At 57.2% G+C, this 26,147-nt stretch carries 21 protein-coding genes; 18 read left to right on the top strand and 3 right to left on the bottom strand.

Features of this window, described 5'->3' with window-relative positions; genetic code table 11:
• Positions 1-41: 41 nt before the first annotated feature.
• From WKI47_RS13140 to WKI47_RS13130, 3 genes are read left to right on the top strand one after another with little or no spacing between them, the layout of a single operon-like run.
• Positions 42-656 (top strand): hypothetical protein, encoded by a 615-nt coding sequence (locus WKI47_RS13140; protein WP_340227596.1) that lies wholly within the window; start codon positions 42-44, stop codon positions 654-656.
• Between the two features lie 44 nt (positions 657-700).
• Entirely contained in the window at positions 701-2,434 is a 1,734-nt protein-coding gene (locus WKI47_RS13135) for a hypothetical protein (protein WP_340227595.1), read from the top strand.
• A 22-nt stretch (positions 2,435-2,456) separates the two neighbouring features.
• Complete coding sequence (locus WKI47_RS13130; RefSeq protein WP_340227594.1) at positions 2,457-2,846, top strand: hypothetical protein; 390 nt, start codon at positions 2,457-2,459, stop codon at positions 2,844-2,846.
• 146 nt (positions 2,847-2,992) lie between these two features.
• Here the strand turns inward: WKI47_RS13130 and WKI47_RS13125 are convergent, their stop codons facing one another.
• Positions 2,993-4,510 carry a carboxypeptidase M32 gene (locus WKI47_RS13125; RefSeq protein ID WP_340227593.1) on the bottom strand — a complete coding sequence of 506 codons (1,518 nt, stop codon included), beginning with the start codon at positions 4,508-4,510 and terminating at the stop codon, positions 2,993-2,995.
• A gap of 262 nt (positions 4,511-4,772) precedes the next feature.
• Between WKI47_RS13125 and WKI47_RS13120 the strand changes: the two genes are divergently transcribed.
• The 7 genes from WKI47_RS13120 (at position 4,773) to WKI47_RS13090 (ending at position 14,263) form a co-directional block, all read left to right on the top strand.
• Positions 4,773-6,377: an ABC transporter substrate-binding protein gene (locus WKI47_RS13120; protein WP_340227592.1), complete on the top strand. Its 1,605-nt coding sequence runs from the start codon at positions 4,773-4,775 to the stop codon at positions 6,375-6,377.
• 91 nt (positions 6,378-6,468) lie between these two features.
• Positions 6,469-7,419, top strand: coding sequence for an ABC transporter permease (locus tag WKI47_RS13115; RefSeq protein ID WP_340227591.1), 951 nt, complete (start codon positions 6,469-6,471; stop codon positions 7,417-7,419).
• A gap of 233 nt (positions 7,420-7,652) precedes the next feature.
• Positions 7,653-8,687 carry an ABC transporter permease gene (locus tag WKI47_RS13110; protein ID WP_340227590.1) on the top strand — a complete coding sequence of 345 codons (1,035 nt, stop codon included), beginning with the start codon at positions 7,653-7,655 and terminating at the stop codon, positions 8,685-8,687.
• Entirely contained in the window at positions 8,665-9,684 is a 1,020-nt protein-coding gene (locus WKI47_RS13105) for an ABC transporter ATP-binding protein (protein ID WP_340227589.1), read from the top strand. The genes WKI47_RS13110 and WKI47_RS13105 overlap by 23 nt, the downstream gene beginning before the upstream one ends.
• Complete coding sequence (locus WKI47_RS13100) at positions 9,662-10,876, top strand: dipeptide ABC transporter ATP-binding protein (protein ID WP_340227588.1); 1,215 nt, start codon at positions 9,662-9,664, stop codon at positions 10,874-10,876. Before WKI47_RS13105 ends, WKI47_RS13100 begins: the two co-directional genes overlap by 23 nt.
• 112 nt (positions 10,877-10,988) lie before the next feature.
• On the top strand, positions 10,989-13,088 hold the full coding sequence (locus WKI47_RS13095) for a M28 family peptidase (RefSeq protein WP_340227587.1): 2,100 nt from the start codon (positions 10,989-10,991) through the stop codon (positions 13,086-13,088).
• A gap of 419 nt (positions 13,089-13,507) precedes the next feature.
• Positions 13,508-14,263 carry an SDR family NAD(P)-dependent oxidoreductase gene (locus WKI47_RS13090; protein ID WP_340227586.1) on the top strand — a complete coding sequence of 252 codons (756 nt, stop codon included), beginning with the start codon at positions 13,508-13,510 and terminating at the stop codon, positions 14,261-14,263.
• Positions 14,264-14,343: 80 nt separating this feature from the next.
• On the opposite strand, the gene WKI47_RS13085 is transcribed toward WKI47_RS13090, so the two are convergent.
• Together WKI47_RS13085 and WKI47_RS13080 are read right to left on the bottom strand one after the other, a co-directional pair.
• The gene (locus WKI47_RS13085; protein WP_340227585.1) at positions 14,344-15,270 is read right to left on the bottom strand and encodes a LysR family transcriptional regulator; all 927 of its coding nucleotides are present in this window, start codon (positions 15,268-15,270) and stop codon (positions 14,344-14,346) included.
• A 476-nt stretch (positions 15,271-15,746) separates the two neighbouring features.
• Positions 15,747-17,024 (bottom strand): hypothetical protein, encoded by a 1,278-nt coding sequence (locus WKI47_RS13080; RefSeq protein WP_340227584.1) that lies wholly within the window; start codon positions 17,022-17,024, stop codon positions 15,747-15,749.
• A gap of 503 nt (positions 17,025-17,527) precedes the next feature.
• Between WKI47_RS13080 and WKI47_RS13075 the strand changes: the two genes are divergently transcribed.
• The 8 genes from WKI47_RS13075 (at position 17,528) to WKI47_RS13040 (ending at position 26,039) form a co-directional block, all read left to right on the top strand.
• Complete coding sequence (locus WKI47_RS13075; protein ID WP_340227583.1) at positions 17,528-17,935, top strand: NusG domain II-containing protein; 408 nt, start codon at positions 17,528-17,530, stop codon at positions 17,933-17,935.
• The gene (locus tag WKI47_RS13070) at positions 17,919-18,473 is read left to right on the top strand and encodes a Gx transporter family protein (RefSeq protein ID WP_340227582.1); all 555 of its coding nucleotides are present in this window, start codon (positions 17,919-17,921) and stop codon (positions 18,471-18,473) included. The genes WKI47_RS13075 and WKI47_RS13070 overlap by 17 nt, the downstream gene beginning before the upstream one ends.
• A 60-nt stretch (positions 18,474-18,533) precedes the next feature.
• Positions 18,534-19,421 (top strand): ATP-binding cassette domain-containing protein, encoded by an 888-nt coding sequence (locus WKI47_RS13065; RefSeq protein ID WP_340227581.1) that lies wholly within the window; start codon positions 18,534-18,536, stop codon positions 19,419-19,421.
• Positions 19,378-20,496, top strand: a complete 1,119-nt coding sequence (locus WKI47_RS13060) for an ATP-binding cassette domain-containing protein (protein ID WP_340227580.1) — start codon at positions 19,378-19,380, stop codon at positions 20,494-20,496. Before WKI47_RS13065 ends, WKI47_RS13060 begins: the two co-directional genes overlap by 44 nt.
• On the top strand, positions 20,489-21,325 hold the full coding sequence (locus WKI47_RS13055; RefSeq protein WP_340227579.1) for an energy-coupling factor transporter transmembrane component T: 837 nt from the start codon (positions 20,489-20,491) through the stop codon (positions 21,323-21,325). Before WKI47_RS13060 ends, WKI47_RS13055 begins: the two co-directional genes overlap by 8 nt.
• Before the next feature lie 375 nt (positions 21,326-21,700).
• The gene (locus tag WKI47_RS13050; RefSeq protein WP_340227578.1) at positions 21,701-23,779 is read left to right on the top strand and encodes a U32 family peptidase; all 2,079 of its coding nucleotides are present in this window, start codon (positions 21,701-21,703) and stop codon (positions 23,777-23,779) included.
• A 5-nt stretch (positions 23,780-23,784) separates the two neighbouring features.
• Entirely contained in the window at positions 23,785-25,170 is a 1,386-nt protein-coding gene (locus WKI47_RS13045) for an aspartate aminotransferase family protein (protein ID WP_340227577.1), read from the top strand.
• Positions 25,167-26,039 (top strand): UbiA-like polyprenyltransferase, encoded by an 873-nt coding sequence (locus WKI47_RS13040; protein ID WP_340227576.1) that lies wholly within the window; start codon positions 25,167-25,169, stop codon positions 26,037-26,039. Before WKI47_RS13045 ends, WKI47_RS13040 begins: the two co-directional genes overlap by 4 nt.
• Positions 26,040-26,147: the final 108 nt, after the last annotated feature.

Genomic DNA, 26,147 nt, shown 5'->3' with positions numbered 1-26,147 from the left:
GCGATGGGCCGGTCCTACAAGAGAAGGGCAGGAAGACAAGCATGACGAGCCGTGAACAGGAGTCGGAGCAAAGGGCGGCGCAAGCTTCCCTTTCTGCCGATTCAGGCGTAAGAAAGCTATTTTTCCACGAAGACGATTATTGTATGTTGGAACTGGTACTGCCTGGACGGAAGGACGAAGTGGACGAAGAGATGGGCCGGATCGCGAGTTTTTCAGAGGAGCATCGTACGGAAGCGGGATATACCGATCTCTATGTGCGAAAAGAGGATGCCGGCGGCCTGACGCAGCTTGGCATTGACGTTGCAGGCATCGGGGCGGCGGTTGCTTCGTTCGCGCAGCCGTACGATGCCGTCACGACGGGTTACGGTTCTTCGTATCGCGTGGAATGCCCTCAGATCCAAGCTTTCGGACCGAATGAAGAAACCGTGCTTTTTTGCGAACACAAGAACGGCACTTTATACAAAGCCTGGCTGACGCTGGAGTTCGAGGATCGCGATCGGTATGAATGGAGCCTGAAGCTGCTGCGCACGCTAGCGGGTCTTGCACCGTTTGCTTTGGCCGATTGGAGCTGGGGCGTACATCTTGAGCTTCGGGACGATGCGGCGCTTGTCGCGTATTTGAACGATTACTTGGGCGAAGAATCGGAAACGCTGTAGGCGGCGGACGGTGTAATCAGGCGCGGGGGCGGAGGTGAATATGGATGAGCGGAAGTGAAATGCAGGCAAAGTTTGCAAGACTGGTCGCACTCGGTACAGAAGATTATTTGATCCGTTATGCCAATAAAGGCCTGTACAATCGGGCGCTGAAGGATATGGAAAAAGGCGTGTCGGTTCAGTACGCGTTTACCGAAAACGCAGTGGTCTGTACGCTCAGCGACGGCACGGTTTGCACGCTGACGGATTCGATCGAGTCGTTTACTTGCAGTTGTCCATCGGATAAGATCTGCAAGCATGTCTTGATCGGCATTTTGGATTATCCGCATGTTGCTGGAGGCGGGGCTGAAGCGGCCTCGGTAGATCCGGGACATGCAAAAGAGCCTGAAACTCTTGCTTCGGCTTCTGCAAAAGCAGAGTTGTCCGCAGCACCAGAGCCGCCGACCCTGGATTTCGGCTGGCTAACGGAAACGGAGATGGGGGCGTTAGTGTCGTCTTTTCCCGCTGCGAGAGTAGAAGAGGCGGCGTTTCGTTTACGGTATATCGAGGAGCTGGACGTACGCGAAGGATCATTGCTGGTCGTGCAGATGAAGCGTTCCGGCGTGGAGGTTGCTTTTACCGATACGCCCGAGGTTGACCGTGCCTTATGCGCGGTTCCGGGCGCTGACGGCGAGATGTACAAGCTTGAAGCGCTGTTGCGTTATCGGGCAAGTAAGGGACTGGACGACAGCGATGAATTGGCAGCGAAGCTGTCCAGGGTCGAATTTCCGCCGGAAACGCTGGAAGAATTCCGCGATAGCATCGGCGAGCTGCTTCGCAACGGTCTTGCGCGTTTGCCGCATAGTTTCGCCGATCGTTTCGAACTGCTCGCGATTGCCGCTCGCAGCAGCGGACTGCCGAATCTGGAGCGCGAGGCGCGCGGAATTCATGGCGAGCTGGAGCTGTTTTTCGCGCGTCATGTTCGGTTTTCTACGCGTGTGCTGTTGAGTCGTCTGTCTCGCGTGAGCCTGATGCTGGATGCGCTGGAGCGCGAGATCGGACCCGCACGCCGGGCGCAATTGGCTGGACGCTTCCGGGGGAAATATTATACGGTGCCGAGGCTTGATCTGTATGCGCTGGGAGCCGAACCGTGGGAGACCCGTTCGGGATACCGGGGGATCACGTATTATTTCTACTGCGGCGAAGACGGCGGACTCTATACGTATAGCCAGGCGCGGCCTGCTTACTACGAAGGTTCTGAGTTCAACTTCTCTCGTCACTATCGCGAACGTTCCCCATGGAAGCCGGATCTGTCGATGAAAGACGCCAGCAGCTCGATGTTGTCGTTCCGTGCCGTAAAAGTGAGCGGCGAAGGACGTCTATCCGCCGGAGGTTCGCCTGCGCTGACGCTTCCGGAGCGGCCTGGGGTAGAATCGTTCGGCTTTGGGAATTTGCGAGCCGCTTCCTTTGCGGAATTGGCATCGGAGCCTGTTCGGGTGGGATTGTTCGGCGGTCTTCCTCGGCGTTTCAAGCTGCTGAGGGCAGCGGCAATCGAAAGCTCGGTCTACGATCGCGCTTCGCAAACTCTTAAATTCACGGTTGTCGATGCCGCAGGCGACCGATTGGAACTGATCTTGCCTTATCATGCGGATTGGAGTACGGCGATCAATCGCTTGGAATCGGGCCGGGGGCTGCCTAGCGGAGACGAATTCCATATCTTTGCTTCGATCGGCGAAGAGGGAGTCTATCCCATCAGTTTCCTTCAAGGAAACCGGCTGCTGAATCTGAAGCTGGATGGGTAGGCAACAAACGGAGGAATGACGCATGAACGGAATCGGAAAAGAAAACACCGAGTTAAATCGTTTGTTAAGCCGAATAGAAGATTGGACGGGGGACTTGCTGTTGCGCGGAACAAGCCAATTTGTTTTGGAAGATGCCAAGCGACTGGAAATGTTGGCAGATGAAGCTCAAAGGTTAGATATGGATCTGCTTGAGGATTTGCTGCGTAAGCTGGGACGATCCGGTGAACAGAGCCGACTTGCGACTTCCGATATCGAAAAAGCAGAATCATCAAAAGTGGCCGGCTTGTTCTTTCGTTTATGCAGTTACATCGAGCTGGCCAGGCAAAGTATAGGCGGATCGGAAGAGTCCGTGGAAGAGGAAGAGTCCGAAGTCGAGTCTGCGGAAGAGGATACGGGCGCAGGCGCTTCGTAGGTTCTTTGGTTTTGAAAAATGCCAGCCTGCTTGTATTGGGTTCTACCGATTGCATGAATTTAGGCGTTGTAGCGGATCGTGTATCCGTTACAACGCCTTTTTGATAGCTGAAAAAAGGTTAACGTTCAACCGTTTCGTTCTTCTTCTCAATAAAGCCCGTATAGCCCCTCGTATTTTTTCGTCAAATACCGGATCAACGGCGCCGTATCGATCCCGCCGCCCGTGACGTCCCGCAGCAGCTCGTTCGCGGATTTCGCGGAGCCGTGGCGTTGAATATGTTCGGTCAGCCAGTCTTGAATCCGGTCAATCTCCCCACGCTGGATATGACCGTCGTAATCGGGCAGATCCAGCCGTAGCGCTTCTTCGAACTGCGCGGCATACACGAACCCGAGCGTATACGACGGGAACAGTCCGAAGCCCGCGCCCCAATGCGCATCCTGAAGCACGCCTTCGCGATGGTTGCGCGGTCGGATACCGAGATATTCTTCGTATTTGTCGTCCCACAGCTTCGGCAGATCGCCGACTTTCGCTTCGCCCGACAAAATCGCGCGTTCCAGTTCGTACCGGATGATCAGATGCAGATTGTAGGTCAATTCGTCCGCTTCGAAACGGTTGACGCCCGGTTTGACCGCGTTGAGCGCGAAATAAAAATCGTCGAACGGTACGTTCGCGAACGGCTCCGGCCGGATACGCTGCAACGTCGCGTAATTTTGCTCCCAGAAGCCCGGATGGCGTCCCAACAGCTTTTCGAAAAAGATCGACTGCGATTCGTGAATCCCGAACGACGTGAAAATGCCCAACCCCGTGTTAATCAGCGAAGGGTCGATATGCTGCGTATACAGCGAGTGTCCGCCTTCGTGCAGCGCGCTCCACAGCGAGACGCGAACGTCGTTTTCGACAAACTTGGCGGCCAATCGGGCATCGTTCGGGTTGATCGCGGAACTGAACGGATGCACCGTGCTGCCGAAGCTGCCCGCGTCGAAGTCGTAGCCGATCGCGTGCAGCAGTTCGATGCCGAGCTTCCGCTGTTCGTCCAACGGAAATTCCCGCTCGAAGATCGACGTGTCCGGCTGACGGTCCGCTTCGACGACGCGGCGGATCAGCGGCAGCAACGCGTTTTTAAACTCGCCGAATACCCGGTCCAGCGTCGCGCCGTCGAGATCGGGATCGAACTGCTGCACCAGCGGATCGTAGACGTCGTTTTCGTATCCCCAATACGCGGCGAAGAGGGCGCTGCTTTCGAAAATCTTTTCCAGATGCGGCACCACCACGGCGAAGTCTCCGGCTTTCCGGGCTTCCGTCCATGCCGCCTGCGTACGTCCCTGCTCCAATACAAACTCCGCATACGCATGCGCCGGAATCGCGCTCCATCGTTTGAAGTCTTTTAGATGAACAGCGGCGATCCGGTGCGTCAGACTGCCCGGTTCCGCCGTCGCCAGCGCTTCTTCCAACCTTTTCCCGAAATCCGGTTCCGTTTGCAGACGTCTCAATTCCGCTGAGAACGTGCCACGTACCCGCGAACCCTGCTCTGCTCCTTTGATTGGAGCGATCGTTCGCGCGTCCCACGACAGCAGCGTCAACGCCTGTTTGTAATGTTCGATCTTTTGAATATGCGCGGCAAGTTCTGTTCCCAATGCTTCCAAAGGCTTCGCGATCACGCCCATGTTCCGATCCCTCCCGATAAAAGTTTGGGGACTATCGTACCATTAACGCCGCCGCTTGCGATACGTTTCGCCGATTCAGATTTTCTGAACTGGCGATTCAGAAATGCTGATTGTACAAAAAAGCGTCGCTCCCGTATCATAACGTCAAGCTTAATACACTAATCCGACTTGTTTACATGGTTATTGCCGGTGACGACGCGAACGAATAGTGGAAGGCGGCCTGTACAGGCACATACATACAAGAAAAGGGGAGGTTCACAAGATGAAAAAATGGTCCGGAATCGGCGTTACGCTTGCAGTGGTTATGGGGATTTTGAGCGGATGCGGCAACGCGCAGACGACGAACAACGCGGCGGCCCAAAATACCGACCCGACAGCGACGACCGAGGTGGCGGCAGCCGATCCGGCAAACGCCGGAGGCAAGCTGGACGTTGGCTATCCGACGCAGCCGGTCACACTCGACGCGCAAATCTCTTCCAATACCGCGGTCAAAGACATCAGCCGCGAAATCTACGAACAACTGGTCACGCTCGACGAGAATGCGCAGGTCACCCCGATGTTGGCGGAATCGTACGAAGTGAGCGACGACCGTCTCACCTACACGTTCAAGCTGCGTCAGGGCGTGAAGTTCCATAACGGCAAAGAATTGAAAGCCGAAGACGCCGTGGCGTCGCTCAACCGCTGGATTCAGATCTCGACGCCGGGCAAAACGAACTTCCAGGGCGCGGTCGCCGAACAGACGGACGATTACACGGTAGTGCTGAAGCTCAAAACGCCGTTCCTGCTCACCCTTCAACTGCTCGCGGACCCGATTCCTTCGGCCTCGATCTATCCGAAAGAAGTCGTGGAAGCGGCAGGGGAAGACGGAATCAAAGACTATATCGGCACAGGACCGTTCAAGCTGGCGGAATGGAAACAGGATCAATACATCCATCTCGAAAAGTATGACGATTACTCGCCGCGAACCGAAGCCAGCAGCGGCGCGGGCGGCAAAAAAGAAGCGCTCGTCGACGATCTGTACTTCCATTTCGTCACCGACGAATCGACCCGCCTCGCGGGCATCGCGTCCGGCGAATACGACATCGCGCTCAATATTTCCGTCGACAACTCCGAGCAGATTTCCGGCAATCCCGATCTTCAGGAATTCCTGAGCCCAGGCGGCCTGATCGGCTACTTCTACAACAGCAACGAAGGATTGTTCCAAAACGAAAAAGCGCGCCAAGCGGTCAACGCGGCGCTGAACGACGACGAGATCCTGCTGTCCGCTTTCCGCGACGAACGCTTTTTCACCAAGACGTCTTCGCTCGTGCTGGAGCAGTTCCCGGCCTGGTATTCGGAAGCGGGGCAGGAGAACTATAACCAGAACGATCCGGAAAAAGCGAAAAAGTTGCTTCAGGAAGCGGGCTACAACGGCGAAGAGATCGTCATCTACACCACCCGCGACTATATCGACCAGTACAATGTCGCCGTCGTGCTTCAGCAGCAGCTCGAAGCGATCGGCGTGAAGGTCAAGCTGGACGTGTACGATTGGGCGACCTTGCAGGAAAAATTGGCCGGCAGCGGCTGGGACATCTATCCGATGAGCTACGCGTTCCGTCCGACGTTCTACCAGTATTCGTTCTGGGGCGGAGCGGCCGGTTTCCTGAAAAGCGACAAGCTCGACGGCCTGCTGCAAGACATCCGCGTCGCGGAATCGCCGGAAGCGGCGCGCAGCGCGATCGACGGAGTGCAGGAATTCGTCTGGACGGAAGTGCCGTTCTCGCAAATCGGTCAAAGCAAGCAGATCACCGCGCTGTCCAAAAACGTGGCCGGATTCCAAAATATTCTCGGCCCGATCTTCTTCAACGTTACCAACAGCGAGCAGTAACCGACATTCACCGTCACGCAAAGCAAGCAGGCTCCGGCTTATGCCGGGGCTTGCGCTTTCGTTATTCCGGCCAAAAGGAGGAACCTCTATTATGGGAGGCTATATCGCAAGACGGCTGCTCGCCGTGCTGCCGGTGCTGTTTATCGTCGCGGTCATCGTGTTTTTCATTATTCACCTGACGCCGGGCGATCCGGCCGCGACCATTCTGGGGCAGGAAGCGACGCCGGAAGAAGTGCAGGCGCTGCGGCAGCAGATGGGTCTGGACAAGCCGCTCGGCGAACAGTTTCTGTCCTGGATCGGCGGCGCGGTGCAAGGCGATTTCGGCGAATCCTTTTTCCTGGACAAACCGGTCTGGGCGGCGTTCGTCGAACGTCTGGGCCCGACGCTGTCGCTGGCGATTCTGGCGCAGATTATCGGGATCGGGATCGCGCTGACGCTCGGCATTCTGGCCGTGCGCAAACGCGGCACGATCGTGGACGAAGCGGTCATGGGCTTTTCCATGCTCGGCATCTCGATTCCCAGCTTCCTGCTCGGTTCGCTGCTGGTGCTGCTGTTCGGCGTCGAGTTGGGCTGGCTGCCGGTCGCCGGGTACAAGCCGCTCGGCGACGGGCTGTGGGCCCATCTGAAATACCTGATCCTGCCCGCGCTGGTGCTCGGCGTAGTGCAGTCGGCGCTGATTACGCGCATTACCCGTTCGTCGCTGCTTGACGTCATGTCGGAAAACTTTATCAAAACGGCCAAAGCCAAAGGCGTCCGGGAAAAAGCGATCGTGTTCGGCCATGCGCTGCGCAACGCGTTTATCCCGATCCTGACCATCATCGGCGAATCGTTCGGCGGACTCGTGACCGGCGCGGCCGTGATCGAGACGCTGTTCAATATCCCCGGCGTCGGGCAGTTGATCGTCAGTTCGATCAGCCGCCGCGATTACGCCGTCATTCAAGGCTCGGTGCTGATTATCACCGTGACCTACGTGTTCCTCAACCTGATCGTCGACCTGTTGTACGGCGTGGTCGATCCGCGCGTGCGGTTGAGCCGGAAATAAACAATCAGAAGCTAGTAGCTTGTCTTGCTTTAATCTGGGGTTTTCGCTTGCCTGAAACGTGCATGGTTCTAGTACGTTTCAGGCAAGCGTAACCCTACATTAACTCGAGACAAACTACTAGTACCTTGACCGCTTAAGGGGTTAGGTTACGCTCGGCCGAAATGCACTATTTGACCTGATACAGAGTACCAAGACTTATTGTGTCGGACTATTTTTCAAAGGAGGGACCGCGCATGAGCGTTCATCCCGTCAGTGTTTCCAACGCCGCGAAAACGTACCGCGCCGAGCGCCGCCAAGCGCTGCTGCGACGTATCGCGCACAACCGCATGCTCACGATCGGCGGCTCCGTGCTGCTGGCGGTCGTGCTGCTCAGCCTGCTCGGCCCGCTGCTCACGCCGTACGGCCCGCTGCAAATCGATCCGGTCAGCCGATTGCGCGGACCGAGCGCCGCGCACTGGTTCGGCACCGACAACTTCGGCCGCGACGTGATGACCCGCGTCGTGTACGGCGCGCGCATCTCGCTGCTGGTCGGCGCGGCCGTCACGCTGATCGCGTCGCTCGTCGGTCTGGCCGTCGGCTTGCTGTCCGCTTACTACAGTATTCTCGACCATATTTTGATGCGGATCTGCGACGGGCTGTTCGCGTTCCCTTCGTTGCTGCTGGCGATCGCGATCATGGCGGCGATGGGCCCGAAGCCGTCGAACGTCGTGATCGCGCTGAGCATCATCTCGGTGCCGTCGATCGCGCGGATCATCCGTTCGCGGGCGCTGGTCATCCGGGAGCAGACGTATATCGAAGCGCTGCGCGCGCAGGGAGCGGGAGCCGGACGAATCCTGTGGCTGCATATGGCTCCGAATACGCTGTCGCCGCTGATCGTGCAATCGACGTTCATTTTCGCGGCAAGCATCTTGACGGAAGCGTCGCTGAGTTTTCTCGGAGCCGGCATCCCCGCGCCTTCGCCGAGTCTCGGCAACATGCTGTACGACGGCAAAACGGTGATTTACAACGCATGGTGGATGACCGTTTTCCCCGGCGCGTTCATCCTGTTGATCGTGCTCGGGCTGAATTTGTTCGGCGACGGCCTGCGCGACCTGCTCGATCCCCATGCCAAACGCCGCAAAAAAGTCGCGTTCGGCGGTCTGGGCTGGAGCAGACGCAAACTTCGCGAATCCGGCGGGAAAAACGAAACCGATCCGCAAAGCGACACTGCTTTTTCGAACGATCCGACCAAAGGAGGGGCTACAGATGGCGGAAAAGCTACTTCTTGACGTACACAATCTAAAGGTTTCTTTTCCGACCGAAAAAGGCATCGTGTCCGCGGTCGAAGGCGTCTCGTTCACCGTATCGTCGGGCGAAACGCTGGGAATCGTCGGCGAATCCGGCTGCGGCAAAAGCGTCACGGCCGAGTCGATCTTGCGGCTGTTCGACGAGAAAAGCGTCGAATACGGCGGCGAAGTCCGGTATGCCGGGCGCAATCTGCTGGAGTTGAGCGAACGGAATATGGAAAAGCTGCGCGGCAACGAGATTTCGATGATTTTTCAAGATCCGATGTCGTCGCTCAATCCGGTGCACAGCATTGGGCGGCAGATCGCGGAAAACGTCCGGCTGCACCGGGGCGCAAGCAAGCGGGAAGCGAGAAAAGTCGCGATCGACATGCTGCGGCAGGTCGGCATCCCGTCCCCGGAAACGCGCGTCGACGATTATCCGCACGAGCTGTCCGGCGGAATGCGCCAGCGGGTCATGATCGCGATGGCGCTTGCTTGCGGACCGAAGCTGCTGATCGCCGACGAACCGACGACCGCGCTCGACGTGACGATCCAGGCGCAGATTCTGGGCCTGATCGACAAGCTCAAAAAAGAGTCGGAGATGGGCGTCATTTTGATCACGCACGATCTGGCCGTCGTGGCCGAAGTCTGCGATCGCGTCGCGGTCATGTATCTGGGCCAGGTAATCGAAGAAACGGATACCGATACGCTGTTTTTCGGAGCCCGGCATCCGTACACGCTCGGCTTGATGCGCTCGGTGCCGAAGATCGAAGGCGAGCGCCAAGACAAACTGCACGTCATCGAAGGCACGGTGCCGTCGCTGCATCAGATTCCGGTCGGCTGCCGCTTCGCGCCGCGCTGTCCGTATGCCGACGATCAATGCCGCTCCGAGATGCCGCAGCTTCAATCGACGGTCGAAGGACATCGCGTGCGCTGCTGGCATATCGACCGGGTCGCGGAAAAGGAGGGGAACGCGCATGACGCCGTCGCCATCGGTTGAACCGAGAAAAACCAATCTGTTGACGGACACGGACCATCTTTCGCCGGAGCCTGCGTCCGCGACGGATCTGCGTCCGGTGTCCCAAGAAGAAACGGGAAGCCGGTCGGATCGTCAGTCTTTTTCCGGCAAGCGTGAGGCCGAACCCGACCGAAAAGAGCGAAACGACCGAATCGGGAGCGTTGAATCAAGCGACTTGGTCAAACCTGTCGGCTTGATTCAACCCAGCGCGCAACCGCTGCTCAGCGTGCGGGGGCTGCAAAAGCATTTTCCCGTACGCTCCGCCTTGGGTCGGCGAACAGGCAGCGTGCAAGCCGTAAACGACGTGTCGTTCGATATTTATCCCGGCGAGACGTTCGGGCTGGTCGGCGAATCCGGCTGCGGCAAAAGCACGACCGGGCGCGCCGTCATGAACCTGATCGAGCCGACCGGCGGCGAAGTCTGGTACGAAGGCCAAGACCTCGCCAAGCTCAAAGGCGCCCGGCTGAAAAACATGCGCAGCAATATCCAGATGGTGTTCCAAGACCCGTACACGTCGCTCGATCCGCGCAGACGGATCGGCTACGCGATCGAAGAACCGCTGCATATCCATCGCCGGGGCAGCAAAAACGAACGTACCGAACGCGCAATGTCGCTGCTGGAGCGGGTCGGCTTCCGCCCGGACCAGTATTACCGATACCCGCACGAATTTTCCGGCGGGCAGCGCCAGCGGATCGGCATCGCCAAAGCGCTGGCGCTGGAGCCTAAGCTGCTGATCTGCGACGAACCGGTGTCCGCGCTCGACGTGTCGATCCAATCGCAGGTCATCAATTTGTTGGAAGAAATCCAGCAGGAACGCGGACTGTCGTATCTGTTCGTCGCCCACGATCTCAGCGTGGTGCGCCATATCGCCGACCGGGTCGGCGTCATGTACCTCGGCGGCCTGGTCGAACAGGCGCCGACGGACGAACTGTTCGGCAACCCGCTGCATCCGTACACGCAATCGCTGCTGTCCGCCGTGCCAATCCCGAATCCTCGGGTCAAAAAAGAACGCGTCGTACTGAGCGGCGAAGTGCCTTCCCCGCTGAACCCGCCGAGCGGTTGCACGTTCCATACCCGCTGCCCGTTCGCGATGGACGTTTGCCGCAGCGTGGTTCCCGAGCGCGTCCAAGCGTCGCCTGGGCATGAAGTGCAGTGCCATTTGTACGCCACATAAAAACAGTAGATTTGCCGCATTGCCGCGATAGGACAAGAGAAGCGAAATCCGAAGCTGAATATGCAAAACGAATCCGGCTGCGATCAAGCCCACACCGAAAGGGGAAAATACGATGACCTATCCGTTATCGGCAAAAGGCCGAATCGAACAGAAAAACCCGGCGGGTCCCGAAACACAAGGCGAGTCTCTCCTTTATATTGAAAATAAAGCTCAAGACGAAGCTCAACATAAAGCGGAAGATCGAGCTTCCGCACCCAATCAAGCTTCTCCGGAAGCTTCTTCCGGGCAGACAGCTTCGCAAATCAATCGTTATAGCGATGCCGAGGCTTCGATTCAGGCGGTCAACGTCAATCTGCTGCTGGAGTTCAACCGGGAGCTGGCGCGCGAAGTGCGGTTGTCCGGTTCGGAAGAAGAACTGCGGGCGTTTGAATATGCCCAAAGCAAGCTGGACGAATGGGGACTATCGACAGAACTGACTTTCGACGAAGCCTATATCAGTCTGCCGGGGAAAGTCGATTTTCAAGCGGGCGGCGAACAGATCGAAGCGATCACGCATTCGATGGCCGCGGCGGTCGAAGGATTGGAGACGGTACTGGTTGTGTCCGATACAGGCGGGGAAAGCCGAGGCTTGGCTTCAACGAAAGCAAACGCGACCCAGCGGAATGCCGACAAACGAAATGCGGGACAAGCCGCCGTTTATTCGCTCGGAGCCGGAGCGCTTCGCGGTTCCGGCGCCGATCCGGTGTCGCATTTCGCTCCCGGACATGCCGTTTTGCTGGATGGGCTGGCCGGATGGCCGTCCGTGCGCAAATGGGAGCAAGCCGGAGCGTCCGCCGTGGTGTTCGTCAATTCGGGCGAGCATGTGCACGAGATGATCGTATCTTCGGTCTGGGGAAACCCGCAGCCGGACGACCAAGACCAGTACGTCTCGATTCCGGTCATCTCGATCAACCGCGAAGCGGGCGCGCGCTTGAAACATCTGATCGCCGGAGCGGGAGGCGAGCTGCCAATCCATTTGAGCGCGCAGGTCGATACCGGCTGGCGCAACATTCCGACGCTTACGGCGGAACTTCGGGGCGTCGAAGAACCGGATCGCTTCGTGCTGTTCAGCGGCCATATCGACTCGTGGCATTACGGCGCGATGGATAACGCGTCGGCCAATGCCGTGATGCTGGAAACAGCCCGGGTACTGGCTGCGCAGCCGGAGCCTCCGCGCCGCACGCTGCGACTGGCGTTCTGGTCCGGCCATTCGCACGGGCGTTACGCAGGATCGGCGCTTTATGCCGACCGGCATCACGAAGAACTGAGCGAACGCGGCGTGCTGCATCTGAATATCGACTCCGTCGGCGGGCAAGGGGCGTCGCTGCTGAGCGCGGCCAATATCATGGCGGAAACGACGGGGCTTGCCGCCGAGGCGATTCGCGGGGTGACCGAGAGCGCGGAGTTCGAAGGCCGTCCGTTGGGTCGCGCGGGCGACCAATCGTTCTGGGGAACGGGGATTCCGTCTGCCTTCATGGGCTTGTCTTATCAGCCGGACGGCTGGTTCGGCTGGTGGTGGCATACGACGGAAGACACGCTGGACAAGATCGATCCGGCTAACCTGGAGCGCGACGCCCGGATTTACGTGGCAGCCGCACATCGTGCGATCAACGCTCCGCTGCTGCCGCTGGATCATCGGGAGTCGGTTAAGGCCATTCGCGCGCGACTGATCGAATATGCGCAGGTTGCCGAAGATCGCCTGGATCTTGAAGTGCTGTTGAATCGGGCAGGCGAGCTGCAAAACGAAACGGAGCGGCTGTACCGGACGCTGAACCTGCGGCAGCAGGCGTTCGAACGGCTTTCCGACGAATACGAGTTGTCACGGTCCGGCTACACGGCTGGTTCCGGGTACGGATCTGGTAACGGCAAAGCACCACATCTTATCGCCTATAACGACTGGTTCGAAAAGGCCAACAAGCACATCCATCGGTTATCCAAAGCGGTCGTGCCGATCGGGTATGTCAAAGGAGGCCGTTTCGAACCTGATCCTGCGCTCCCGCAGCCGTTCGTGCCCGCTCTGGCTGAGATTGAAGAATTTGCGCAGGCAGAGTATGGCAGCGACGCTTTTTACCGTTTGAGAACGCTGCTGATCCGGCGCGCCAACCGTCTGGCCGACGAATTGAAGCAGGCGATTGCTATCGCCAAGCAAGCTGTCGAAGAATTGGAAGCCTAAAAGCAGTCTGTCGCGTGACGGCCTTCTACGCTTGGCGTACCCATGCGCGAAAGCGCACGTTGGTTGGCTGATCCAAGACGTGCCTTTTTAGGATCATCGTTAAAAGCCAGCAAGGGAAAACGTAGATTCGCGCAAGAAGAAAAAATGTTGACGTTTTGCGCCAATTTTAGATCTTTTGACGGCTATTTTTCAAAAATGCTGATGAAAAGTCAACAAATTTGCATTCACATCTCAATTCGAGCGCAAAATGAACAAAATTGTTGACGAAACCTCAGCATTTCAAAAAAAGTAGAACATACAGCCGGTATTGTTGACATTTTGCGCACATCCGAAATGGAAGACAAACCGCAGAACAAACCTCGTCGGCATAAATAAGAGTACACAGGCAACGACGAGGGCACGCATAAGGAGGAACCGTATTGTCGCAGCAGCGTTTTAAGGATAAAAAAGTCGTGATTACCGGAGCGGCGGGGGTGTTCGGAGGTTGGATCGCGCAAGCGTTCGCCGCCGAAGGAGCCCGGTTGTATCTGTCGGATATTCGTGCGGAAGCTTTGGAGCAGTCAGTTGGCGGATTACATGCGTCGGAGGTGAAACGGCATGTTACGGATTTGACCGACGAAGCGTCGGTCAACGATCTGATCCATAGCGTGGAACGGGATTGGGGAGCGCCGGACATTGTGGTGAACAACGCGGGAATTTATCCGTATCGACGCCTGATGACGACGTCGCTTGAGGAGTGGAGCCAGACGATTGATCTCAATCTGGCGGCTCCTTTTTTACTGATTCAGCGGTTTGCGAAGTTGATGATTGCGCAGGGCGTGGAGGGTTCGTTCGTGTCGATGAGCTCGGGAGCAGCCAAAGCCGCCGGGGTAGGGATGGGCAACTATTCGGTTTCGAAAGTAGGGCTGGAGATGTTGACGAAAACGTTCGCGTTGGAGCTGGCCGAGCATCGGATACGCGTTAACGCCGTCGTGCCCGGTTATGCCCCGGGCAGCGAAGTCAGCGTAATGACGCCGGAGCATACGCAGCGCATGATCGAGATCACGCCGCTCGGCCGTACTTCGGGACCGAACGATGCTCCGCAAGCCATCCTGTACCTGAGTTCGGAACAGGCTTCCTTTATAACCGGAGCGACGTTGACCGTAGACGGAGGGCGTACGGCGGGGATTTTGTAACCCGGCTTATCGGCTGTCCGTTTGCACGTAAGCCGTATCGGTTACGAATGCCAATAATCGTAAACGGGGCAAGCGCATATTTAAGCCAGCCGGATCGCCAGACCGTCGTCCAACTGCCGGTCGGCGTTTTCGCTGCGCAACGCGTCCCGGATTTCGCCAAGCAGCTTTTCGGCAGCGGAACCGAGCTTGACCGAACGTTTGCGCAAAATGCCGGCGACCGGCCCGAAGTCCAGATCGGCAATTCGGATCAGGCGCGTACCCGGCACAAGCGGCGTTACGGTCAGGATCGGAGCAATAGAAATCCCGAGTCCCGCTTGAACATAGTGCTTATGCGCGAGAATGCTGCTGACCTCGATCCCGTGAAAAGCTTCGTTCAGGCTTTCGTACAATTGCTTCTCGATCCGAATCCGGAACGGGCAGTTCGGCGGCGTGAGCAAAAACTTCTCGTTTTTCAACTCGTGCAGCATAATGTCTTTTCGGCTCGCCAGCGGGTGGGAATCGTAAACGAGCAAGCCCATCGGTTCGTAAAGCAGCGGTTCGAATTCGGTATCGACATGCAGCTCGGGCGAAGGGCAGACCGCGAAGTCCAGCTCTTCGTCGATAACGAGCCGATTCAGCATTTTGCTGTCGCCGATCTTCAGACTGGGTTGAATCTTGGGATGGCGGCTCAGAAAGTCGGAGAGGATGCCAGGCATCCGGCTGCTGGCAGTCGGTTCGGAGATCCCGAATCGTACCTGCCCGGCTTCGCCTTGCACCAGATCGTTCAGCGTGCTGCTCAGCGAATCGTAGTCTTTGAGCAATTGATCCGCCCGTTCGTGGAACACGCGTCCGGCTTCGGTCAGTTGAATCGTTTTGCCCCGGAAAAGCAGCTTGGTTCCAAGATCGGACTCTAGCTTTTGAATATGCATCGTGATCGTCGGTTGAGAGTAACGAAGGACTTCGGCCGCCTGCTGAAAACTGCCCAGCCGTACGACGGTCTGAAACGTTTTGATCATCCGCAGTTCCATGTCGGGCTCCTTTCTTATGCAAAATTAACTGTATTAATGAAGTATTATAGCATAAAACCCACTATTCCAATGAGATATTAATAATTTCTATAAGTGAAGGCTACTCGTACACGGATCAGGTCAAAGCAGTGCGGAAATTCAACGATCTTATCATTCAAAAAGACCCTGAAAAAAAGATTTAGGGTCTTTGACGCGTTGTGAATATGAAGAAAATAAGATCAAAATCTGTATGAATGTCTGTATCGACCCTGCTGGTGTCTGTCTCAATCCTGCATATAAGCAACAATTGCCGCCAAGTGGAGGGAATTCCGTTTGATTGTTGCGAAAAAGCAAAAATCAAGCACGGTATCGGCTGATTGGACGATTAAATGCCTGCATTGTTGCTTACACGCAACAATGCAGCCTAAATCGGCTTTTGCCGCAAAAATTATTGCTTTTACGCAGGAATGAACGCCTTCGCGGAGTATGCGCGCCGCTCACTCGACTTTCGTCCACAAAGCGCCGCTGGACGAGAAGCCTTTATCTGTTGCTTTGATTTCGACGGTTACGGGAGCCGATTTTCCGGGAGAAGCGCCGCGTATCCGGTCGGACTGCTCGCCACTGAAACCGGATAAAGTCTCCCAGCGGGTTGCGCCGATCAGCGAGCGATAGCGTCCCGGTGCGATATCGACGCCGACGATATAGGTTCCGGCTCCGAATTCGGTTTTGAAGGAGCCGGTTTTGCCGGATACGGGTTTCCAGATTCCCGATCCTTTGGAGATAAAACCGATGTCCGAAGGTTTGATTTCTACAACGGCAGGCCCCGTAGGCTTCACTCGGACGATGCGATCTTGCTCGGTGCCGGATTTGCCCGAGGTCCGTTCCCAGTATTCGATATTGCCGACCGAGCGATACAGGCCGGGATGCAAATGCTCGGTAATCAGATAATGGCCGCTGCCAGGCAGGGAACCGTCTGTTCGGGACTGCTCGGATGGATAGTCCGGGCCGTTCCATTTGGGCGCTTGAACAGGCCGTTTTTCTTCGTCGGATACATTGGACGTGCGATCCGAAGAACTTTGATCCTTGGCAGTTTGACTATCTTCATCTTTGGACGAAGAATCGTTTGAACGGTTTTTCTCGTCAGTTTGAGGAGTTGTGGTATTGTACTCGGGTCGTTGCTGCTCTTGGTCAGCAGATTTTTGCTTGTCGGCGGACGGCGTCTCCGTCTGATTGGAATCGACAGGGCGATTCTGCTCGGTGGCAGAGCTGCGATCGCTTGAATCCGTCGCTTCGCTCCCGGAGCCGCCCTCGTCGCTCGGCCGGCTCCGCTCGTCCGCGGCACTCCCCGCCGCGCTACGCTCGGCGGGATCGCTCGCGCCCTCGCGCGCCGCTTCGCCGGCGCTCTCACCGGCTTCGCCTTCCGGCCGACTCTGCTCGTCGGCCACCCCTTTGCCGGTGCCCGGCTCCGAGGCCGACTCATCCGGTCGGCCTTGCTCCGACGGCGGCTGCGCCTCGCCGCCGGCGCTTGGGTCAGGCGGACGCGAAGACTCGTCCGCCACCCCGGACCCGGTAGGCTGCGCCGGGTCCGTTTCCGGCCGCGAAGATTCCGCGGCCCCCGTCCCGCCATCACTCGCGGGACGGGGGCGTTCGGCGGAGTAACTCCCGCCGTCCGCCGTTTCAACCGGGGCGCCTCCCGAGCAGGCGCCCAGCACGGCGAGCAAAGCCGCCGAGCCCAGCACCGCGCCGAGCCTGCGCAAAGTTCCTTTTCGCTTCATCTAGTATTCCTCCATCTAAAAGAGAATACGGGTTCAATCGCCAAACGATCAATACCGGCCTCTGATTGCATGATTTAAATTCAATGAATCTTTTCTAAAAAGATAAACGAACAGTTCACCGGATTGGTTGCGTCATAACGTCACGCACGCTCCCCACTATTCTAACAGATCCCGCATTGTACAGCCTGTCGAAGCGGAAAGGCGGCAGCCGCCGCATCTTCCGCACTCGGCGCTCACTTTGCACAATAGGGTCACTGCCGCTCCCCGCTCCGGAATCGTCTTCATTTTTACCTAAATTTTTATGTAATATTGAGCAATTTGTGAAAACACCTCAAAACGAACCTGTCGCAGCCGCTGTAAGCATTGTCGAATCTTGGCTGCGGGCGTATAATGGAGGCATCTAAGATTTAGGTATTCAAAAAAAAGAGTATTTTGCAGCAGGAACGAATCTTTCTGGGGGAACATGTGAAATTAGGTGCAAAGTACGGATTAGGAGTCAGGCTATGAAGGGCAAAATGATGAAAAGGGGCGACTTGATTCTGATCGGAATCGTGGTCATCGCGGCGCTTGCTTTTATCGCTCCCCGGTATTGGAGCGGCAATGAAAGTGAAAAAAATCACATCGAAAATCGCTACGTGCATATCGAGGTGAACGGCGAGCCGTACCAGACCCTGCCGCTGACCGAAGAAGAGCAGGTGGTCATGATCAAAACGGAAGAAGGATTCAATCAGATCAAAATCCACAACGGGGGCGTGGAAATGATCGACGCGGACTGCCCGGACCGATTGTGCCTGGGATTCGGGTTCGTCACGCGTCCGGGGCAGCAGATCGTATGCTTGCCGCACCGCGTGTCGGTCTTTATCGGAGTCGAATCGGGAGAGGAGCTGGAAGTCGATGACGTCGTTGGCTGAAGAATCTTTGCTATTGAAAAAAACGGTCATTCTGGCAATCTTTGCTGCGGCGGCGGTCGTGCTGGGGATTATCGAGTCGATGATTCCGGTCGGAAGCTTTATGATGCCGGGCGCGAAGCTGGGGCTGGCGAACATCATGATCCTGACGTGTCTGTATTTTCTGAACGGCAAAGACACGCTCATGCTGGTCATTCTCAAAACGCTGCTGACCGCCATGGTCCTGGGTACGTTTTCGATGATGCTGTTCAGTCTGTTCGGCGCGCTGCTCAGTTTCGGCGTGATGTACGGATTGATGAAGATTAGCCGCAAACGTCTCAGCCTGATCGGGATCAGCGTCGCCGGGGGGATCGCGCACAATATCGGACAGCTTGCGGCTGCCGCGATCGTGATCGACTCGCTCAACATTTTCTACTACCTGCCGGTGCTGATGATCGCGGGCGTGGCAACGGGAATCGTGGTCGGCATCGCGGTTCGGTATCTGGTAAACGCGCTCGGCCATATGAAGCTGTTCGCTCCGTTTGTACCCAACGAATATTGAGCGAAGCCGCCTGGCAAATCGGAAGTAGGGAAATCAGAGCAGCAGGAAGGGGGAGTCGGCATGGAGCGGGAAGCGGCGGCCGTAGTCGAGCTTCGGGATATCGAATTCGCTTATACAAAAGAAGACACGGTGCTTAAAAGCGTAAACCTTACCGTTCAACAGGGGGAGTGGATCGCGGTCGTAGGGGAAAGCGGCTGCGGGAAATCGACCCTTGTCCGGCTGCTAAACGCATTGCTGCAACCGCAAAGCGGCACCGTATCCGTTTTCGGCGAAAAATTGACCGAGCATAACGCACCGCTTGTTCGGGCCAGGATCGGCATGGTATTCCAAAACCCGGACAATCAGTTTATCGGGGAGACGGTCGAAGAAGATATCGCATTCGGACTCGAAGGGCTGTGTCTGGAACGCGCAGAGATGGAGCGGCGAATCGAAGTCTACACCGGCAAGTTGAACATCTCTTCGCTGCTGCTCAAGCATCCGGGCGAGCTATCGGGCGGGCAAAAGCAGCGCTGCGCGGTCGCGGCATGCTTGTCCATGGAGCCTGAGATCGTCGTGTTCGACGAAGCGACGTCCATGCAGGACGAACGTTCGCGGCGCGAGCTGCTGGACGTGATTCGGGACATGAAAGAGCAGGGCGGCTACACCATTTTTTCCGTCACGCACGATGTAGACGAAATGCTGGCAGCGGATCGGATCGTAGCACTGCAAAACGGAACGATCCGTGCAGACTGCGCGCCGACATCTTTTTTCGAAAATAAAGAATGGTTGCGCGACTGCGGGATCGAGCTTCCGTTTCGCTTGAGACTGGAACAGCAGCTCAAAGCGCGGGGGATCGGGCAGTCGGAAATCAGCAAGAAGTTGCAGCAACCGGGAGTTAAGCAGGCAGTTGAAGGGGGACGCGTTCGTGATCGGCTGGATGAAAGTAAACGCGAGGAAAAAATCGAATAGCGAAGCGGATGAATCCGGTCGAAAAAGCACCCGTATCGACCCTGCAACCGGAGGGAGCGAGGCAGCTGCGCCGATAGGGATCATTCCAGCCGGCAATCCTCAACCCACTTCTATGAGCGAAGGAGATCCGGCAATCCGATTGACCGACGTCGACTACACCTATCAGGCAGGCAGTCCGTTCGCCGCAGCGGCGCTGCATGATGTCAATATCCGTATTCGCAAAGGAACGCTCGTCGGTATCGCCGGAGGTACGGGCTCGGGCAAGTCCACGCTGCTGCAACTGCTGAACGGTCTGCTGTTGCCTACAGGCGGTTCGGTTGAAGTGTTGGATCACGCGCTACTGCCGAATATGCAAAAGCCCAAGCTCAATACGCTGCGCCGCCGAATCGGACTTAGCTTTCAGTTTCCCGAGCAGCATTTGTTCGAGGATACGGTGGAAAAAGACCTGATGTTCGGCCCGCTGAATTTTGGCTTGGCCCGCGAGGAAGCCCGGTTGAAAGCAGTCGGCGCTATGAAGTCGATGGGCTTGGACGAAGCGCTGCTCAAGCGTCATCCGTTGACACTAAGCGGCGGACAGATGCGCAAGGTCGCGATTGCATCCGTGCTAGCAGCCGGTCCGGAGATCGTGATGCTGGACGAGCCGACGGCTACGCTTGACTCGGCAGCTCGCCGGGAGCTGATCGCGCTGTTGGCGAGGCTGTGCCGCGAAGAAGGCCGGACGATCTTGATGGTGACGCACCGGATCGAGGAATTGATGGAAGTCGCGGACGAATGGATCGTGATGCACGAAGGCCGCGCTGTTTTTCAAGGCGATGCCGATGAGCTGGCCGACCGTGCGGAGGAGCTGGAACATTGGGGCGTAGCCGTTCCCGAACAGTTTCGCTGCTGGGCGGAATGGACCGCTCGATTGCCGCAATTGGCGGCTTTGCCTCTTCCCCGAACGGCCGAGGAGATGGCTAAGCGGATCGAAGAAGCGGTTCGCGGATTCGCCGAGCGCGAGAGCGAACCAGAAGATGAGCAGCAAAAAGAGAGCGAAAAACAGCCGAACCGCGAAAGGAGCAAAGCGCATGCGTGACAAACTGATCATTGGCCGAATGATTCCGACCGATTCGCGAGTCCATGAATTGGACCCGCGCGCCAAGATCACGGCTATGCTGCTGTTCACGGCGGCGCTTATCCTGTCCAACGGTTGGCCGCAGCTTGCCGCGCTTACCCTTCTGTCCATCCTGGTGCTGGCCGCTACGAAAATCCCGGCCAAAACCTATCTGCGCGCTTTGCGTCCGCTTCGCTGGCTGATGCTTTTCGTTTTCCTGTTCCAACTGATTGCCGGAGCCGGAAACGGCGCTTTGAATCTGTCTGCCGCCGATGCTTTGCTTTGGAGCTGGACCTGGGGACCGTTCACGTTGACGTCCGCCGTTTTGTCCAGTGCTCTGCTTGCCGTCAGCCGTATGGCGCTGCTGATCGTATTCACCGCCATGCTGACCTTCACCACCACGCCGTCCATGCTTAGCCGCGGCGTCGAAGGCATGCTCAAGCCGCTTTCCGGCAAAGGCACGGGAGCCGAACGCTTCTCGCTCATGATGCGCCTGGCGCTCCGCTTTATCCCGGCTCTGCTCGAAGAAGCCCAGACTATCCTCAAAGCCCAAGCCGCGCGGGGCGCGGACTACGAAGAAATGCAGCTCAAAGAAAAAGCCCGTCTGCTTCTATCGCTGCTCGTCCCTGTCACCGTCGGCGCTTTCCGCCGCGCCGAAGAACTGACGACATCCCTGGAAGCCCGCGGCTACCGCATCGGCGCCCCCAGAACCGCTTACCGCCAACTCATCTGGCGATCCGCCGATACCTGGTTCACGCTCCTATTCGCAATTCTTCCTCTAGGAGCGTTGTTAATGCGATTCACCTTATGACGAAACCGGCACTCCTATATGCCGAGCTTGCTTGCCGATACCCGCATCAAGAGTCCAAGCAAATACATCTTTTTAAAAAAAGGCGAGGAAGGATCGGCAAATCCAAAAAGCCACAATCTTCTAACTACACACCAAATAGAAGAAGAAAGCTCCTGTTCTTGCTTCAGCAAAGCGCCAAGCGGAGGAGGAAATTCAGTGAAAGACGCCTTTGAACTCGGAAAAATTCCACTAAAATTTCAATCGGCTTTTTCCGAGTGAGACAGCGGCTTGTGAAGCATTTCGAAGAAATGCACTTCGGAAGCTTATGCTGGCAATTTCCCCCGCAGCGTCCCAGCGCTCTCCCCGAACAGGACCTTTCTTCAAGGAGGAACCATCATGTCACGTTATTTCCAAGGAAGAGAAGTCGAACTCCTAGCCCCGGCCGGAACGTTCGAAATTTTCGATACCGTCATCCGCGCCAACTGCGACGCCGTCTACTTCGGCGGCCCCGGCCTCAATATGCGCATGATGCGCAAAGGCTACAACTTCACCCGCGAAGACATCGTCGAAGCGGTCAACATCGCGCACGGCCTCGGCAAAAAAGCCTATGTCACCGTCAACAACATGCTTAGCGAAACAGACGTATCCGAAGCCGGCGAATACCTGGGCTTCCTCGACCGCTCCGGCGTCGATGCCATTATCGTGCAGGACTTGGCCGTTCCGTCTTTGCTTCGCGAACAAGGGCTGTCCCTGCCTGTCCACGCTTCCGTTATGCTGAACGTGCATAACGTCGAGATGGTCCGGGCGCTTCAGGAATTCGGCGTCACCCGGGTCGTCACGTCGCGGGAGATGGATCTCAAAACGGCCAGAATCATCGAAGAGCAGACCGGCATCGAGATCGAATACTTTGTCCACGGCGATATGTGTTCGGTGCACGGAGCCAACTGCTATATCAGTTCCCATCTGTTCGGCATGAGCAGTAACCGCGGCAAATGCCTCAAGCCATGCCGCTGGGATTACCGGATGAAAAAAGACGGTTACGTGTTCAGCACGCCGTACCCGCTCGCGGCCAAAGACATGAACATGTACGAATATTTGCCGGAGCTGATCGACGCGCATGTCACTTCGTTCAAGATCGAAGGCCGGATGCGCGACAAAGAATTCATGGCGTCGCTGGTCAATAGCTACGGCGAAGCGATCGACCGCTATCTCGAAGATCCGGTAGGCTACGAGCGCGGCGTGGACAGCGACAAGTTGCACCAAAGCCGCAAACGCGACTTTTCCACCGCGTATGCGTTCGGCACGCCGGGGCTGTCCAATATCAATCGGCGCTTCGAAGGCACGGGCAAGTTTTACAGCACGGGCAAAGTATTCAGTACGCCGACGGCGGAACGCGAAAGCAGCGAATCGGCGGTCAACACCGCCCGCGAATGGTTGAAAAACACGGCTGCGGAAAAAGCGGCTGCCCGGCCGACTTCCGCGATGCCGAACACGACTCCGAAGTTGACGGTTCGCGTCAATAATATGGCTCAGGCAAAAGTGGCGCTGGAAGCCGGCGTGGACGAACTGTTCCTGTCGGGCGACGTGCTGCTGCCGGATCGGGCTTTCGGACGCCGGGACATCGCCGAGCTGGCCGCGATCAAAGGACGTACGCGTCTGGTGCTGGCGACGCCGCGCATGATGAACGAGATACATTTCGAACAATACGATGCGTTGCTGTCGCGCGGCGTACCGGGCCTGGACGCGCTGCTCGTGACCAATATCGGAGCGGTGCATCGCTTCAAACGCTTCGGTCTTCCGCTGATCGGCGATCTGTCGCTCAACCTGTACAACCATATGGCGGAAAACATGTATCGCGAACTGGGCGTGGAGCGCATGACCGCTTCGATCGAAGCCAACCTGCCGGATCTGGCCGCTCTGCTGGGCCGCACGCAAGGCGAGATGGAGCTGACGGTGCACGGCACGCCGGTCGTCATGTACATGGAACATGACCTGTACGAAAATACCGAAGTCTACGAGCCGATCGCCGAAGAAAGCAACCGTTACGTTCGCGACGACGTGCTTGTCCTGATGACGGACAAAGGCGAAAGCCCGGTCTACAAAGACGTTCACGGCCGTTGCCACCTCACGACGTCCAAAGAAATCTGCATGCTGCCCGTCGTTTCCGAGCTGATGCAGGCCGGAATTTCGCACTTCCGTATCGAAGGTTCGACTTATACGCCGGAACGCCTGAGCGAACTGTTGGCGGTGTATCGCACGGCACTGGAGGCACCGGAACGCGCGGTTGAACTGGCGAACAGCCTTGAGCCGGCTTTTTCCGGATTCACGCTTGGCGCATTGGCTTTCCGCCGCGCGGACCGCAGCACGCCGGCGAACCTGCCGACCGCGTTGGACGCGGCGCCTTCGGCGGAGGAAGCGTCGGAAGAAAAAGTCGCGCCTGCAACCCAGCCTGAGCTTCAGGCAACGAAAGGATGAGCGGAATGAACAGCGAACAACAAACTCCAGTCAAACACGCAGCAGACGGGCGGGTGATGACTCCCGAAGAAGTCGTCGCGCTGCGCAAAGCCCACTTTTTCCCGTGTACCCAGCATTTCTATACCAATCCGCCCGTGCTGGTATCCGGTCATATGCAGCATGTGACCGACGGCGAAGGCAAGGTATATACGGACTTTTTCGCGGGCGTATCCGTCGTTGCGACGGGACACTGCAACCCCGCGATTGCCGAAGCCACGGTTCGCCAGGCGCTTAAGCTTCAGCATACGACGACGATCTATCTGACCGAGCCTTCCGCCAAACTGGCGAAACGGATGTCGGAGTTGCTGCCCGCTTACCCGCGCGTGTTCTTTTGCAACAGCGGTTCGGAAGCGAACGAAGGCGCATTGGTGCTGGCCCGTCGGCATACGAAGCGCAAAGGCTTTATCTCGCTGACCGAATCGCTGCACGGCCGCACTTCGCTGACGACGAGCGTGACCGGTTTGCAAATGTGGCGGACCGATCCGTTCCCGGACGACCATGTCTACTTTATTCCTCGTCCGTACGAGTATGGCCTTGATCCGCAGGAAGCGGCAGAACGTTCGCTCAGCGCGCTGGCTGACGTGCTGCGCGAAGCGGGCGACAATATCGCGGCGATGATCGTCGAGCCGATTCAGGGCAACGGCGGAATGATCGTCATGCCGGACGGTTATCTGTCGCGCGCCAAAAAAATGTTGGAAGACTACGGCGTGCTGCTGATCGCGGACGAGATCCAAACCGGCTTCGGCCGTACCGGGCAACTGCTCGCTTCGCAGCAGCTTGGCGTGCAGGCGGATATCGTGACGATGGCCAAAGCGCTTGGCGGCGGCATCCCGATCGGGGCGTTCGCGGCGACGGAAAAGGTCGCGGCTTCGCTCAATGTGCCGTCGGCTTCGACGTTCGGCGGCAATCCGATCTCGGCCGAGACGGCGCTGGCGGTGCTGGCGTACATCGAGTCGGAGCAGCTTCCGGAACGGGCGACGCGGCTGGGTTCGGCGCTGAAGCTTGGTTTGGAGCGCATGCGCGTTTTTTATCCGCATATCGTGTCCGAAGTTCGCGGACTTGGCTTGATGTTGGGGGCCGAGCTGTATGCGGAAGATCCGGCTTACGGCGCGACGGTTACGGATCGGGTGCTGGAAGAAATGAAAGACCGCGGCTTCCTGATCGGCAAAAACGGCGTGTCCCGCAACGTTTTGGCTTTCCAACCGCCGGTAGTGATCGAAGCGTCGGACATCGAGATCATGCTGGAAGCGCTGGATGCGGTGCTGGGCGCGATCGAGCAGGAACGGCTTGCAGGGCTTGAATCGGAACATGCCGGAGAGAGCGAAGGATCTGCGCCAAGCGTGCAGCCATGAGTGCGGCGATACGAAGTGCTTTTTTAAAAACACGCGATTTCGGTTCGTTGGTCATGTTCTCGCATACGCTATTTTCATTGCCTTTCGCGATCATTTCGATTGTATGGGCAGCGGGCGGCGTGCCTTCGTGGCGCGTGATTCTTTGGTCGCTGATCGCCCTCGTCGCCGCCCGCAACGGCGCGAACGCGTTCAACCGGTTGGCCGACCGCGAGTTCGACGCCGCCAATCCGCGCACGGCTCATCGGCATTTGCCGCAAAAGCTGCTCGGCGTGCGCGAAGTTTGGATTTTTGTCGTCGTCAATTACGCGATCTTTATTGTGGCAGCCGGAATGCTGAATACGCTTTGCCTGGTCTTGTCTCCGGTCGCGATCTTTTTGATCTCTTCGTATTCGTATACCAAGCGCTTTACGTGGCTGAGCCATCTGTATTTGGGCTTTACGATCGCTTCCGCGCCGATCGGGGCCTGGTTTGCGGTGACGGGATCATTCGCGTTCACGCCTTTCGTACTCGGCACGATCGTGATGTTATGGATCGGCGGTTTTGATATTTTGTACGGAACACAGGATATCGACTTTGATCGCAAGCAGGGGCTATATTCGATTCCGAGCGCGTTTGGCTTGAAGCCCGCATTGTATATCTCGCGCTTCTTGCATGCGGTTATGGTGGGCTTGCTGCTGTTCTTGTTCCTTTTCCGGGATCTGGGCTGGTTGTATCTGATCGGGATCGTACTGGCGGCTTTCCTGCTGATGTTGGAGCACGGAATCGTCAAGCCGCATAATCGGCGACTGATGAAGATCGCTTCGTACAATCTAAACCAGGTGGTCAGTATGCTGATTCTGTTATTTACGATGCTGGATTACTTCCTGTAAGGCGAAAAAAAGACTTCATCGTTCGCGAAAAGGCGAAACGTGAAGTCTTTTTTGTTCTTGCCTTGCCGTCGGTTCGCTTGGCGCGTTCGGGCCCTTTTGATCCCGTCG

It is taken from the genome of Saccharibacillus sacchari (assembly GCF_037722395.1).
Taxonomy (GTDB): Bacteria; Bacillota; Bacilli; order Paenibacillales; family Paenibacillaceae; genus Saccharibacillus; species Saccharibacillus sacchari_A.
This window is presented reverse-complemented; position numbering and strand designations above follow the sequence as displayed.